The sequence below is a fragment of the Calothrix sp. NIES-2098 genome (assembly GCF_963875125.1).
GTDB lineage: Bacteria > Cyanobacteriota > Cyanobacteriia > Cyanobacteriales > Nostocaceae > Aulosira.
Window position 1 is genome coordinate 2889055 of record NZ_CAWNKJ010000001.1, and the last position, 13630, is coordinate 2902684.

The 13630-nt window shown below is 42.2% G+C and carries 13 protein-coding genes; 5 read left to right on the top strand and 8 right to left on the bottom strand.

Annotated elements, in window-relative coordinates; all coding sequences use genetic code 11:
* Positions 1–97 precede the first annotated feature (97 nt).
* The 4 genes from AACU33_RS12160 to AACU33_RS12175 form a co-directional block, all read right to left on the bottom strand.
* Positions 98–901, bottom strand: a complete 804-nt coding sequence (locus AACU33_RS12160) for an isopentenyl phosphate kinase (protein ID WP_339375946.1) — start codon at positions 899–901, stop codon at positions 98–100.
* Positions 879–3821, bottom strand: coding sequence for a poly(A) polymerase (locus AACU33_RS12165; RefSeq protein ID WP_339375947.1), 2943 nt, complete (start codon positions 3819–3821; stop codon positions 879–881). The genes AACU33_RS12160 and AACU33_RS12165 overlap by 23 nt, the downstream gene beginning before the upstream one ends.
* Positions 3822–3891: 70 nt before the next feature.
* Positions 3892–5028 carry an AAA family ATPase gene (locus AACU33_RS12170; RefSeq protein ID WP_096588750.1) on the bottom strand — a complete coding sequence of 379 codons (1137 nt, stop codon included), beginning with the start codon at positions 5026–5028 and terminating at the stop codon, positions 3892–3894.
* 71 nt (positions 5029–5099) lie between these two features.
* Entirely contained in the window at positions 5100–5885 is a 786-nt protein-coding gene (locus tag AACU33_RS12175; RefSeq protein WP_096588751.1) for an RNA ligase family protein, read from the bottom strand.
* 297 nt (positions 5886–6182) lie between these two features.
* Between AACU33_RS12175 and AACU33_RS12180 the strand changes: the two genes are divergently transcribed.
* The 3 genes from AACU33_RS12180 to AACU33_RS12190 all read left to right on the top strand — a co-directional run bounded on the left by AACU33_RS12180 (position 6183) and on the right by AACU33_RS12190 (position 9498).
* Positions 6183–7652, top strand: coding sequence for a hypothetical protein (locus tag AACU33_RS12180; protein WP_096588752.1), 1470 nt, complete (start codon positions 6183–6185; stop codon positions 7650–7652).
* Positions 7653–7823: 171 nt separating this feature from the next.
* Positions 7824–9083, top strand: a complete 1260-nt coding sequence (locus AACU33_RS12185) for a flavin monoamine oxidase family protein (RefSeq protein WP_096588753.1) — start codon at positions 7824–7826, stop codon at positions 9081–9083.
* 13 nt (positions 9084–9096) lie between these two features.
* A complete protein-coding gene (locus tag AACU33_RS12190) occupies positions 9097–9498 on the top strand; it encodes a hypothetical protein (RefSeq protein WP_096588754.1) in 402 nt (133 codons plus the stop codon).
* A 22-nt stretch (positions 9499–9520) separates the two neighbouring features.
* Here AACU33_RS12190 and AACU33_RS12195 read toward each other — a convergent pair whose 3' ends face one another.
* Genes AACU33_RS12195 through rsmA form a run of 3 tightly spaced genes read right to left on the bottom strand, consistent with a single transcriptional unit; the run spans position 9521 to position 11700 of the window.
* Positions 9521–9847 (bottom strand): DUF3082 domain-containing protein, encoded by a 327-nt coding sequence (locus AACU33_RS12195; protein ID WP_086765689.1) that lies wholly within the window; start codon positions 9845–9847, stop codon positions 9521–9523.
* Between the two features lie 24 nt (positions 9848–9871).
* A complete protein-coding gene (gene ispE / locus AACU33_RS12200) occupies positions 9872–10825 on the bottom strand; it encodes a 4-(cytidine 5'-diphospho)-2-C-methyl-D-erythritol kinase (protein WP_096595226.1) in 954 nt (317 codons plus the stop codon).
* Between the two features lie 47 nt (positions 10826–10872).
* Positions 10873–11700 (bottom strand): 16S rRNA (adenine(1518)-N(6)/adenine(1519)-N(6))-dimethyltransferase RsmA, encoded by an 828-nt coding sequence (rsmA, locus tag AACU33_RS12205; RefSeq protein WP_096588755.1) that lies wholly within the window; start codon positions 11698–11700, stop codon positions 10873–10875.
* A gap of 488 nt (positions 11701–12188) precedes the next feature.
* On the opposite strand from rsmA, the gene AACU33_RS12210 reads away from it, so the two are divergent.
* Together AACU33_RS12210 and AACU33_RS12215 are read left to right on the top strand one after the other, a co-directional pair.
* Positions 12189–12578 (top strand): Pepco domain-containing protein, encoded by a 390-nt coding sequence (locus AACU33_RS12210; protein WP_096588756.1) that lies wholly within the window; start codon positions 12189–12191, stop codon positions 12576–12578.
* A gap of 1 nt (position 12579) precedes the next feature.
* Complete coding sequence (locus AACU33_RS12215) at positions 12580–13020, top strand: caspase family protein (protein WP_339375948.1); 441 nt, start codon at positions 12580–12582, stop codon at positions 13018–13020.
* On the opposite strand, the gene AACU33_RS12220 is transcribed toward AACU33_RS12215, so the two are convergent.
* Positions 12946–13584 carry a Uma2 family endonuclease gene (locus AACU33_RS12220; protein WP_096588757.1) on the bottom strand — a complete coding sequence of 213 codons (639 nt, stop codon included), beginning with the start codon at positions 13582–13584 and terminating at the stop codon, positions 12946–12948. The two genes, AACU33_RS12215 and AACU33_RS12220, sit on opposite strands and share 75 nt — an antisense overlap.
* Positions 13585–13630 lie beyond the last annotated feature (46 nt).

Below are 13630 nucleotides of genomic sequence, written 5' to 3' on the forward strand. Positions count from 1 at the left end.
AACAGTAAGTAATACCAATTCACTTTCTGCATAATTGTTTTGACCTAATTTCTATTTCCCGCAGGGTACGCAGATAAAGGCAGATAATTTTATCTGTTCATAATGCTCGAATCACCGTACCTTGAACAGTTTTACCCATAACAGCATTAGTCAAATTACCTGGGATAGTTCCATCAATTATCCAGCAATCAATTCCTAAATGAGAGATAGATAAAAATTCTTCTACTTTCTTGAACATACCGCCAGTAACATCTATAGATTTACTTTCACCTAAAAAATCTTTGATTTGATGATAATTAGATGGGGTAATCTGAGATATTACTTTGCCTTGGCAATCGTATACACCTGGATAGTCGCCTGCATTTATGAGTTGAATTTTAAACTTGTCTTGTGTGTAAAAATATTTGGCTAATTCTGTTAATAAACTATCGGTAGAAAGAATGGTGCTACCAATTGCTTTATCTAAAACTACGTCACCAAATACTAAAGGAATTAAACCTGCTTCTAGACTATTTTCGATAACTGAAAAGTCCACTTTGATGAGTTGTTTATTTTGAGTAACTGCCATAGTTACAGGTGGTAAGCTAATTACTGGTAAACCTGCTTGGAGAAAAATTTTCGTCAGCAGCCGATTTAAATCGATAGAATCTTGGTGGACGAAACAAAATCCTAGCTTTTCGGCATCAGAACTCATGCCTTCAATGGTATTGTATTTTTTAGCTGACTGATGCCCAAACGAACCAGCACCGTTACCAATAATCAATTTTATATGGGGATGTTGATTGATAATCTGGCTTACTTCCTCAACCAGTTGTTGCATTATTTCAGGTCGAGTAGTATAAGGTTTGTCCTTATCAGTAATTAAAGAACCACCCAGTTTAATTAATGCCAAATCCATCATGGGAGATTGTCACCTCAAAACTGCTATTTTGACAATTCAACTGCGATAGAAAATCTCTCGATAACTCCTCTACTGTATTACTGTTATGATCAACAGGAAGATTTAAACCTAGTACCAAACGCACCGTATTTTCCATCTTTTGAATCTTTGTGCGACCTTGCACAAAGATACCGATTTGTTCAAGCTGAATAATTAAGCCAATGATGTAACCTTCTAAAATACCGCAGCATTTTTCTAGTTCACGATTATCTTGGTTACTCACCTTTAATATCAAGAAAATTTCTGATTCTTGATGTAAGTCGATTGGCTCAAATAAAGCTGTCCACTTCTCCTCGCCAGCTAAAATTTGCTTAGTTAGTCTTGCACCTCTAGCAAATTCATGACGGAGTATCTGTGCGGTAGAACGGGTGACATTACGAGCAGTATTCTGACATGGTTCTATTGATGTGACTATAGGTAGCCAGTCTCGTAGCGATCGTACCTTATATTGTCTACCTGCATCTGTAAGAGCGATCGCCTGCTGCCAATCATGTTGGTGCAAAAGCTGGAAAAAATTAGCCAGTAATTCCTCTACCCTCGCGTCTGATTTTTTGTAATGTTTGCAACTCCAAGCGCAAAGTAACGCCCAAGAGAAACCTCCAAGGAAACCCCAAGCATTGCTGTAAATATCTCTGGCTTTAGCCCAGGCGCGTACTGCTCGCAATAGCTGCCGAAAGGTGTCAAGCGATACATAATCGCCAACTACCTCTGTAATTACATCTGCTTCCCAACAACCGACAATAGCTTTTAAGCTAATGGGGTCAAGGTTTTGCGGAGTTTTCCTCGCTAATTGCTCGTTTTCTACCCTTGCGTAAAGTAGATCTAGGGATATTCCTTCTAGTTGCAGGCGCAATATTGGTACTCGTGCATCTAATACTAGTTGAGTGTGGCACAATCCTTGCAAGCGTTGTTGGACGCTAACCAGAAACGCTTCCCCTGATAGATAAGTTGGAATCACACACACAACATCCAAATCGCTGTTGGGACTTTGTACCCCAAGACGCGCCGAACCTAATAACTGTAATGATGGTTGAAAACCCAAACATTCCGCACAAGCTTGATTCACAACTTCTAACACAGTTTCACGCTGTAATTGTTGTGCTGGAGTTAATGCAGGTTCCAAGTTGTTAATTAACTTTTCCAATTTGGAAGAATGCGTGACTCCGCTTTCTCCCAAATACACAATATGTCTCACTTCAAACGGCTCATCGCCTCGACGGCTAATTAAGGCGATAGAGTCAACTGTAAAACTAATTGGATGCCATTGCGGTAACTCAGCAATGGCTGCTTCCGGACTGGGGAATTGTCCGACGCTGAGGTGGGGTGTAAAACCTGCTGTTGTTTTGCTGCTTTGTTCGTCACATTGCGGAAACAGATTTTGCAGTACCGCCTGTAACTCATGCAATGCGTTTTCTGGCTGGGCGACAGGACGCAACCAAGCTGTAGAACTTTTGCGGTGGGTAAATGTTTGGAAGTCAGTTAAGGTAATTAGAAATGGTTGTAGTTGAGCAAGTGCAGGCGCAATAATTTCCACTGCTTCAGCAAAATAGGATTCTGGGAGAAAGCCGTAGAGTAAATTAATGTGAGCCATCCAACGCTCAACTCTGGCATCATAACGCTGACGGATGGTTTGGATAGCAGGTAAAACATTGTCTGGCGGAATCACAACTACAGCACTTTGATAAACTGGTCGCACTGTACTTAATGTGGAAGCCTGAAAAGACCTCGCAAATTTAAGAACTGCACGAAGACCAAAATGATCGGATGGATAAATTTTCCCCTCTGTACCTGCTATGGGTTCACACGCAAATAAGTTAATTGACTGCGCTTGCCAATCATGGTTTGGACTTCGTAGTAAAATGCGATCGAGCCTAACTGGTATTCCCTTTAAACTCATCAACGCTGCTAAGGAGTTATGTTGGGGGTCAAATGTATAACCTGCTGCATCAGGATGTAGTTGTTGCCAAATATCAACAAACTCAGCATCCGTTAATATCTCTTCTTGTTCGTTACCTCGTGTATTAAAGTCCCCAGCTATCAAGCTATTTCCTGGTAGCTGTTGGAGATATGCAATTATGGTAGCTAGCTGATGCTGGCGTTTTTCTAAGGCATTTTGAGCGTAATCGCTTGTTAAATGCACGACTGCAATGTGCAATAGTTGAGCGTTAATTTCACAACTCCCTACCAATACCCGCTTGTGTCCAGAAAACTGATGCTCAACGAGTGTAAAAGGCAAGCGAGACAATAATAAATTACCGTAAGGTCGCACTGTTTCGGCTGTGTTGGATTCGGATATGTAATAATTGCGTACCCAAGTTTGCGATAAAAGCAACTCTACTAAAGCTGGTGTCGCTTCTTGGATAGCGATAATATCGGCGTTACATTGACGTAGCTGCTCAACAATTACTGGTAATCTTTTCTCTGTTTCGATTTTATCCTGTTCGTAGAGGTCACAAAGTACGTTAAAACTAACTATTGTCAAACTTTCTACGTTAAAGGCTGCGATTGGTTGTAAATCTGGTTGCCAACCTTGGCTATCGTATTTATAAACGGGTCGCGGATTGAATATCGCTGTGCTATCTAATATCTTGACAACTTTCTCCTCAACATTCTCTGTAGTTTGGGTTTTCCACGCCGCAGTCGGTAACTCTCCAGTGGAAATTAAATCTAAATGCTGTTCCCGATCCCAAACAACCACGTCTCCACAACGGATATAGCGGATGCGATGCCAAGGAATATCCCCATCTGTCGCCCATTGTGCTAAAGGTTTTTCTCGCATTCCTGTAGATGAAAGACGTTCTTGATAACCGACAACAAAAGCGCTGCTATCAAGACGCACATCCCAGATAATGCGATGGTAAACCTCGCTGCTTGTTGCCATTTTTTTCTTTTCTGATTTTGACATCTTCCCTTATTCCTTATATACGTACAGTGTTCCCCTTCTGCCTTCTTCAATGCACTACCCAATCCACTGTCTGAGCTTCGGTAATATCAGGCACTTCAAGGCGCTGTCTCATCCGTAAAAGTACTTTCTCTGGAACTTTGGCAGTGCGATCACAATTTCTTCGCAGCAGTTCTGGCCAAGATGCTTCTAGGTAAACTATGCGAATGCTGGCTTGATAGCTAGCAAACAGGCGCACCAGCATTCCTCGCAATTGGCGGCTGAGGTTAGTTGCATTCCAGACAAAGGATTTTCCATCTCGCATATATTCTTTGGCTAAGGCTTTAGCTGCATTTGCTACTAAGCCTTGATCATCTTCTGGATCGATGCCCATGTCCTGCCGTAGTTTATCTAGGGAAATTACTTCCCAGTCTGGTAAATTTTCTTTAATCCAAGTATCTTTTCCCGCACCCGGTAATCCTGACATCATCACTACCTGAAAGCGGGTATCGTCATAAGCTTCATAGTCTGGGTTGCCATTTTCTTTTTGGAAATACACAAACCGACTATGGGCAGATGGAAATCTTCTAGGTTGGTGAAAACAGTGATTTTCTTGACAAAATTCGCGGAAAAACTCGATGCGTTCAATTAATTGGGCTTGGTCGTCACAATAACGCCCTCTGACATCTGCTTCTGCTAGCAAACTCAGCAGATCGCAACGGATAATTTGGCTGGCTTTGATAACTGCGCGTTCGGGGTTGGGTTTGTCCCAAAACCACAGGGGTAAACTGCCATATTTAACCAAAGATGCGATCGCCTCGCGTTCTTTAAATGGTACTTGCAAATCCCAAAGAATCTGCTGTGCCATTTTTGCACCTTGGAGTACGTGACCTTTCGAGGAAATGGCTCCGTCTGCTGCTATTTCGGTCGCCGCAGGTTTGGCGACATCATGTAGCAAAGCCGCCGCAAATAAAAGCGATCGCTCTTTAGCAGGTAATGCTCGCCATTGGGGTAATGCTACTAATGCCTCACATACTAATTTTGTATGAACGAGAACATTCCCTTCCGCATGGTAACGCGGATCTTGAGGACAATCGGCAAGCGATCGCAGCCAATCAAATTCAGCTTCCAAGGCTGACCAATTAATCGACCAATCAGTTTCGCTTGGACAATATGGAAAAGACCAAGATTGAATAGAGGAATTCATAAATTTTGTAGGGGGATGAAGGGGACAAGGAGGAAAGAAATGCTTGACTCTTGACTCTTGACCAATGACTATTACCCAAACAAATCCGCATCGGCACGTAGAAGATTAGGTATAATCGGGCGGTTGAGCCAATGCCCATCGGATTGTTGGATGGTGGTTAAAAAGCTCGAACGCACGTATTTATAACGCGCCGTTACCGTATCTTCTGGTTCCACTTTGATGTATAAACCTTCCATCAAAGAACTTTGGTCAGTTTGTTTGAGGGAACGTTCAACATCGAGTCCTTTTTCCTGACAAATTTCGCGGAAATGTTGCAGATATGCAGGGGTTTGATAATGAGATTCACCCAGCAATCCCAGCAGTTGTTTATAAGATTGGAGTTTGCCAGAAAACAGTACTGGTACAGAAACTAAAGGCAATCCAGATAGTAACTGCTGACGGCTTTTGGTGCTGAGAAATACTTGCTTTTCTAAATCCAGCACATCGTATTCTAGAAAGTAGTGGGGTAAAGCATCATAAAATACCGTGTGCTTGGCATACAGCCATTCTCCAAAGAGAATATAGCGACTTCCCAATACTTGCCAAAATGCTAAGGCGTGAGTATTTGCCCACTGTTTGAACAAGTTGAAATGCTTTTCTCGCACTCCACCTGTTAAATAATGTCCCCGGCTTTGCAGTCGAATTTGACCATCAGCCGCAAAACTAATTGCAGCATTTGCACCATCAACTTTTTCTTCAACTACTACGTACTGTTCTTTAATTGCATCAAAGGGAATACTATCGAGGTCTTCATCCCCAGGTTGCAACCGCGAACCCTCAATGTGATGGGTACGCGGATATTTATAAATTTGTTCCATGACTTTATACCTTGGCGACTGCAATCAAATAATTTCGCGACGAACTGAAACGAACAAGCAACAGAGGATTGCTAGCATTCGTCATTGAACTGAATTTGATTGAGACGAGGGACTACATATGCTTTTACCGTAGTTTTCCAAGAGTATTACTTTTATAATACATATACTTCGCAAGCTGAGGCAATGTTTCCGGAGGCATCCCGAAGGATTATTGACAGTCTATCTATAGTCGTTAAATTAATAGTGCCTTGAGATTTTGGGAAAGCTAATTTTATATCTAAAATCTCAGTCTTAACTATGCTTGATAACAAAGATTTGGCAATTGCCTCTGCTGATGATACCTCAACTGAGGTGCTTGAGGAGTTATCTTCACATCCTCAGCCAGAAGTTCGCGAGGCTGTAGCTAGAAATCCGAATACACCAACGGAAACACTGCTCAAATTAGGTAAAGAATTTCCAGACGCGATAACTGCAAACCCGATTTTTAATCTTTTGCTGCTAGAAAATCCTGAGAGTCATTTCGTTAGGCTTTCTTTAGCACGTAGCACAAAAACTAGCGAACAGATGCTTGCTCGCTTATCCCAAATTGAGGATGAAAAAATTCTTTGTGCTGTGGCGGGAAATCCAAAGACACCTCTTCATATCCTAGAACAACTTGTAGAAAGCCCGCCTCCTTTCCGCGATGACGATGATGACTATTATGATGAAGATGAATTTGATTATAATCACCTATTTATCACCATCGCTCAAAATCCGAACACTTCTGAATCGTTGTTGCTTAAACTAGCTAAGAAAGGACGCAGCGATGTCGAAATAGCGATCGCTCAGAACCCCAAAGCACCTTTATCTCTACTTGATAAGTTTGCTGATTGGAGAAATTCTTCTATGCATCAAGCACTTGCGCGAAATCCTAATACACCAAGCGCAATATTGGAAAAACTAGCAGGAGAAAATCCCAAAGAAATTCGTGAGATGGTCAAGAAGCATCCAAATGTTTCCGAAACTGCGATCGCCATCATCAATTTTATGGAGGGTAAACCTGGAACATCAATCGATTTGCTAGAACGGTTAGCCAGCGATCAACGAGCCTCTGTCCGGCTATTAGTTGCGGCTCATCCCTCAACCCCTGCAAAGGTTTTAGAAAAACTTGCGCAGGATACAGATGAAGATGTACCCTTCAAAGCTGCAAACCATCCCAATGCAACCTCTACCGTTATAGAATTTTTTGCAGATTTCTTGGTTAAGCAACGTCAACGAGTCTCGCCAGCTAATCTAGGCAAGATTGAAAAATATAAAGAAATTGCAGTTCGATTGGTGAGACGTTCTGACATCACTCCAAAAGTGTTAGAAAATCTGTTGCAGATGAATGAATGCGTTGTAATGGAGGCGATCGCATCTTCTTTAAGAACACCACCCACTATGCTGCTTACACTTATAGACTATCAAGCTCCGTCTAGCGTACAGGTTATTTTTCTCCTAAGTCTCGCTCAAAACCCGAATACACCTTCAGAGGGACTGGAGAAGCTTTATTTAAAAATCAACCAAACCCAGCATTTTAATACGATTGATGCTCTACGCGCTATTGCTATTCATCCCAATACACCTGTCAATGTGCTAGAACAACTCGCAGTTCATTCCTATGACCATATTCGGGCGGCTGTTGTCACAAATGTCAACACACCGATTTCAATTTTGGAGCAGTTAAGCAATAATTCCCAAGACAGGGTTAGTAATATTGCAAAACAAGCGCTGAAGGCAAGAGTTTGATTGCTATATTATCTGAGTAAATTGGATAATTTATTTTTTGGAAATCCCTTATCCACAATTAACGTGAGTTCAATAAAAATAACACTCCGGTGGATAGAAGAGACAGTTAATAGAGTATGGGACATTACAATTGGGAATTTATAGAAAAGACAAAATCTGTAGACTAGCCTAATGAGCAAACGAGTAATTGTAGTTGGGGCTGGATTGGCAGGACTGACGGTTGCTTATGAACTGGTTCTTGCTGGGTTTGATGTGCAAATTTTTGAAGCCCGATCGCGAGTTGGAGGACGAGTCCAAACGGCGTTTTTGACAGCAGAACAGTATGGTGAATTGGGTGCAGAGTTTGTTGACGATAACCATACAGCATTGATGTCTTATGCGACTCAATTCAACCTCAAACTTGAGCCTGCTATTACCTTTCCAAGTGACCTCTGCTATTACATAGATGGTAATTTCCAACCTCAAAAAACGCTGACTGCTCAACAACAAGCTGCTTTAAATGATGTATATCAAAAGTTAGATGAATTATTGGAACAGCAGGCCGATCCAGCCCAAACATTAACTCAGTGGCTTACCGCAAATTCGATTGCTCCCTTTGCCTGCAAAGTTGTTCGTCAGCAATCCTACGGTTTGTATGCTGCCGATCCAGAGGCCATTGGAGTTGGCTTTTTTGCTTACAGTGGTACAACAGGCGATCGCAGTCTGCGAATTCAAGGTGGTAGTACTCAACTTGCAACTGCATTTGCTCGCTTTTTAGGCGATCGCATCCATCTCAACACCCCTGTTGTGCGGATTCAACAGCAAGAACAAACTGTTGCTGTGACTCTCAATACTCTTCAGGGACAGGTGGAAGTATTTGGCGACTGGATTGTGGTGACAGTTCCTTGGAGTGTCTTGCGTCATTTGTCGATTGAAGTTCCGTTGTCACAGGTACAACGAGAGGCGATCGCTCGCTTGCCTTATGGGGTATCAATAAAGACTTTACTTCAGTACTCTCACCGTTTCTGGCGGCAATTAAATTGGGGGTTAGTCGTAGGAGACACACCTTATCAAACAGTCTGGGAATCTACAGTAGCTCAGGCTCAGGAAGCGGGAATTCTTGCTTGTACGAGTAGCGGGACACCTAGCCGAAATGTTGCAGGACACGCTGTTGAGTTAGCACAACAAACAGTATCTACGCTCTATCCAAATGCTCCGGAAGCGATCTCAACTGCAACTCATGACTGGGGTGCCGATCCTTGGTCGCAGGGTGCTTACTGCTACTTCGCTCCATCAGACTTGAAAACCTGGCGTTCTGACTTATCGTACTCTGCTGGACGACTCATTTTTGCAGGAGAACATACTGCTCCGGTTGAATTTTGTGGTTATATGGAGGGAGCGATTCGTAGCGGACAACGAGCAGCAGAGCAAATTTTAGCTTTCACTATTTGATATTAATAAAATTATGCTCCAATCCCGATGGTTTAAAATATTGCGTTCTCTGGGATTAGAGTTTTGGTTGCCTTTACCTCTGTTAGGATTAGCTTTTTGGTTGGGATGCGGGTTTGTGATGGATGGGGTGTTAACTCGCTCTCACCAAACCATGAGATACCTAAAGGTTGATGCTCAATTGACGAAGCAGCCTAACAGAACCGTGCTGTCAATCCAACCAGAAATCAACAAGCGTTTAGGTATTTCCAGAGTGAAAGTCAAGACAGATTCCCCAGTGGTCAAGGAATTACAATTTGAATTTTTCGTCACAGATTTAACTCAACTGGAAGCCGCAATCAGCCAAGAGTTAGGATTACCTGTTGAGGATGTGAGGAAATTGATGCAACATCAACCCCTGCGGCGAATTCAAAATTGAAGACTCACAGGTAAATCTGGTTTTAATTGGACTCTGGATTTTTTTTGAACTTTTGCACTAATAGTTGTACAGCCAAAGCCAACAGACCAACGGCGACGAGAGCAAATATTCCCGAACCCAAGGCGACTAAGCCGACTACCAATGTCCGAACGGCGGAGGTTAGTCTAACCACTAATTGATTATCTGAATGGATGGGTTTGTTCGCAAAACTTGTGGCGATCGCAATCATCAGCGAATATAGTGCGTATCCTAATCCCCCAGAAATTATCGCTCCAGTTACACAGCGTAACGGACTGGTTTGTACTTGTGCTTGAGCATCTGGTTGAGGAAGTGAATTTGGATCGGTCATACAATTTTGGATTTTGGATTTTACTTAAACTGAGGATGCGATTTTAATTCCATGTGTAGCTGTTCGCGTCACAAATAATTCTAGATCTTCATCAGGAATAGCGGCTCTTATTTGTTGCTTAACTACTTCTGCTTGCTGTTGCGATTCAACCAAAGCAAAAACTGTTGGGCCGGAACCAGACATCATCGTTCCTAAAACACCTTCCTGTGACGCAAACAATTCTCGCAGTTGCAGAACTTGGGGATATTCTGGTAAGACTACACGCTCTAGATCGTTATGCAATTTTTGAGCGATGTCTGCTGCATCTTTATTGGCTATGGCTTTCACTATCGGCCCGGAGTGAACTGCATTAGCACGAGCGATTAAGTCGGCATTATCTTTTATATATGTATTACCAAACTGCTGCCGATAAGTTTTGTACGCCCAAGCAGTGGAAACTTCTAAGCTCCGATATTTCGCCAATACTATATATATATTGTCTAAACTCGGCAGGGGAGAAAGTTGTTCGCCTCTACCTGTAGCAATTACCGTTCCACCTGCGATACAGAAGGGTACGTCTGAACCTAAGATTGCTCCTAATTCTTCGAGTTCTGTTTGAGTTAACCCCAAATTCCAGAGTAAATCTATCCCTACCAACACTGCTGCGGCGTTTGTCGAACCTCCAGCCAACCCAGCTGCTACCGGAATATGCTTGTCGATGGTAATTTCTACTCCACCATACTTGGCAAAGGTATCTGGAAATTCCTTCACCATGAGTTCAGCTGCACGGTAAGCCAGATTACTTTTATCTGTAGGTACTTGTGGGTGTTGGCTGTGGACGCGAATATTGTCTGTGCTAAGAGAACGCACGCTAATCTGGTCTGCGAGTTCGATACTTTGCAGTATCATCGCTAACTCATGAAATCCATCCGGGCGATCGCCAATGATTTCCAGATACAAGTTGATTTTAGCAGGGGCAATTAAGCTGTAAGAACGCATTTTCAAAAGGATGAAGGATAAAGGATGAAGCATGAAGTATGAAAGTTTTAGCCTTCAGACTTCAGACTTCCTACTTCATTAGCTAGAGTCACCCATTGGGAGACGCTGAGGTCTTCAGCGCGTACTTGGGGATTTATCTCTAATTGTTCCAGTAAGTGGGTCAGGCGATCGCGTTCTACTACTGGTTGTAAATTATTTCGTAACATTTTCCGCTTCGCCCCAAATCCTAGCTTGATCAAATTCTCTAATTTTCGCGGGTCGATTGCTGGTGTTTCTATCTGTCGAGGACGCAACCTAACTACTGCTGAATCGACTTTTGGTGCAGGATGAAATGCACTTGCGGGTACTGTACAAATTAACTCACATTCTGCCAGATATTGCACCCTAACGCTCAACGCTCCAAAAGTTTTTGAACCTGCTTTCGCATACAACCTTTCTGCTACTTCTTTTTGCACTAATAATACTATTGAATCAAACGGTTGAGGATTGGGATTAGCAATCGTACCCAGGAGTTTTTCGATTATCGGCCCGGTGATGTTATAGGGGATATTAGCAACTACTTTATTTTGATTTTGGAAATTAGGAAATGCTGCCAAGTTTTCATGTAAATCCAAAGTCAAAAAGTCCCCTTGTAATAGGAGAAAATTTTCTCTTTTACCTAATTGCTTTGCTAATAATGCACACAAATCCCGGTCGATTTCTACAGCCACTAACGATTGCACAAAAGGTAATAAACGACGAGTCAGAATACCCGTTCCCGGGCCAATCTCCAGAACGCGATCGCTCTCCTGACATTCCGCCGCCTTCACAATAGCGTCCAGAGCCTTCTCACTTTTGAGCCAATGCTGAGCAAAGACCTTGCGCGGTCGCACCATCTATTTTACCCTCCCTGTATGCTTTCTAGCGTTTACCTGAAAATTCGTTTCTTACTTTTTTCTTACTTTTTACTACCCATTTTTGTCTCGTTTTCCTGGCTTGGCTATTGACTTTTGAGCTTAAATATGGTTAAAAATGCCTAAATATAGAAACCTGCCAGCGCGGGTTTTGATAGACTTAGATTCGCCATAAGACATCAGAAAATCAAACTTTAACCATTTTCTATGAAGATGCGAACAAAGTGAAATTTAGGCGATCGCTTATTATAACTTGATATTAATTAAGAGAATTTTTAAACGCAGAGGGGCACAGAGGTAGTGCAGAGTAACGCCAAGGTTTAGAAATTTTATTCGTGACTATATTATGTAATTTCTCTCTGCGCCTCTGCGGCTCTGCGTGAGACAAAACTTTTATCGAAATCGGCCCCGATACCGTTGTATATATATATGGTATTTTGGAAAAATCTGAGATAAACACTTAACCCACCATGCCAGAAACACCTTCAGATAGCATTTGGATTGTCACCGATGACACCCCTCAAATTTCCATTCCTGACGATACAAAAGGCGGTATTACTAGAGGAGGTGACTGGAGAGAAGAAACAAGAGAAACTACGAGTAGTAAAGGGGCTGGAGATGCAGTGAGAGTTAGCGCCCAAAAATTAGAGCAAGAAATGTCTCACTTTCTGCAAGTAGTAGGACGCTTATTCAGCCGTGCAGAACAGCAAGCTAAAGTTAACTCTGGGATGCAGCTAGAAGAAATTGAACTCTCAGTAGAAATTAGTGGTGAAGGGGAAGTAAAGTTAATTGGCAGTGGTGCAAAAGCTAGCGGTAAAGGAGCAATTAAGCTGACCTTCAAACGACAAGAAGCAAAATGAGATGGTGAAGAATTGGGCGATTGCAATTGGTATTAACCGATATGATTTACTGCAACCGCTAAAATATGCCCAGCGGGATGCACAGTTAATGCAGGAATTTCTCCGCAATGAAGCAGGGTTTGAGACGATATACTTTTTCTGTGATGACTCCCCTGATATTGCTGGGAAATCGACTCGCCCCAACTGCACTAACTTACTGCGAATCTTGCGACAATTATTTGAAAATCCCTTCTTAGGTGCAGGAGATAACTTTTGGTTCTTCTTTAGTGGTCATGGCATACGCCACACTGACCGCGATTATCTCATGCCCTGTGATGGCGATCCAGAGGATATTGAAAACACCGCAATTTCCATTAACTCCAAGAAATCATATTTGCTCTCTTACCCAACTCCGAAATGCTCTCATCGCTGCATTCCTCCCCTCAGCTTTACTGCGCATTAAGTATTCAGGAATAATTTGAGTAATCGGTAAATTAGGAAAAATAGCACTAGCTGTAGATGCTACATATTTACTATTAATCAAAACATTAATTTCTAGTTTATTTCCCTTCCATCGCCATAATTCTGGCACACCCAATACCTCATAATTATTAAACCGAGTGCGAGAGGTAATATCAATTTCAATTGCTAAATCAGGAGGCGGATCGACTGTTAAATCAATTCTATCTTTACCGCGTACAGCCGCTTCATTTTGAATGTAGAAACAATCATCAGGTTCTACTCCAGCATCCATTTGTTCTTGGTCAAAAGTAGTAGAACCTAAACTCCAAAATTCCATATCGAGTTCTTCTAATAAGATTTCCACCAAATTGCCAATAATTTTTTTACTTACCTCATGCTCTGGAAGTGGAGCCATGATTTCTAACATTCCTTGACTGTAAGAGATGCGAGAATTGCGATTTTCACCCAATTCAGCCAAAAGAGCTTTGTATGCCGACCAGGATACATTTTTAATCAATAACTGATGACCGACAGGTACAATTAGTTGGTTGAGTTGAAGTAACATAACTTGCCTCGCTTCTACAGTTCACCTAACTAGTACCCACTCAATC

What these genes read in the sequence shown, in the direction of transcription:
- AACU33_RS12160 (WP_339375946.1), bottom strand. Translation starts at nt 901, where the DNA reads ATGATGGATTTGGCATTAATTAAACTGGGTGGTTCTTTAATTACTGAT.
- AACU33_RS12190 (WP_096588754.1), top strand. Translation starts at nt 9,097, where the DNA reads ATGCTCCAATCCCGATGGTTTAAAATATTGCGTTCTCTGGGATTAGAG.
- rsmA (WP_096588755.1), bottom strand. Translation starts at nt 11,700, where the DNA reads ATGGTGCGACCGCGCAAGGTCTTTGCTCAGCATTGGCTCAAAAGTGAG.
- AACU33_RS12210 (WP_096588756.1), top strand. Translation starts at nt 12,189, where the DNA reads ATGCCAGAAACACCTTCAGATAGCATTTGGATTGTCACCGATGACACC.
- AACU33_RS12175 (WP_096588751.1), bottom strand. Translation starts at nt 5,885, where the DNA reads ATGGAACAAATTTATAAATATCCGCGTACCCATCACATTGAGGGTTCG.
- AACU33_RS12170 (WP_096588750.1), bottom strand. Translation starts at nt 5,028, where the DNA reads ATGAATTCCTCTATTCAATCTTGGTCTTTTCCATATTGTCCAAGCGAA.
- AACU33_RS12220 (WP_096588757.1), bottom strand. Translation starts at nt 13,584, where the DNA reads ATGTTACTTCAACTCAACCAACTAATTGTACCTGTCGGTCATCAGTTA.
- AACU33_RS12180 (WP_096588752.1), top strand. Translation starts at nt 6,183, where the DNA reads ATGCTTGATAACAAAGATTTGGCAATTGCCTCTGCTGATGATACCTCA.
- AACU33_RS12215 (WP_339375948.1), top strand. Translation starts at nt 12,580, where the DNA reads ATGGTGAAGAATTGGGCGATTGCAATTGGTATTAACCGATATGATTTA.
- AACU33_RS12195 (WP_086765689.1), bottom strand. Translation starts at nt 9,847, where the DNA reads ATGACCGATCCAAATTCACTTCCTCAACCAGATGCTCAAGCACAAGTA.
- AACU33_RS12185 (WP_096588753.1), top strand. Translation starts at nt 7,824, where the DNA reads ATGAGCAAACGAGTAATTGTAGTTGGGGCTGGATTGGCAGGACTGACG.
- ispE (WP_096595226.1), bottom strand. Translation starts at nt 10,825, where the DNA reads ATGCGTTCTTACAGCTTAATTGCCCCTGCTAAAATCAACTTGTATCTG.
- AACU33_RS12165 (WP_339375947.1), bottom strand. Translation starts at nt 3,821, where the DNA reads ATGGCAACAAGCAGCGAGGTTTACCATCGCATTATCTGGGATGTGCGT.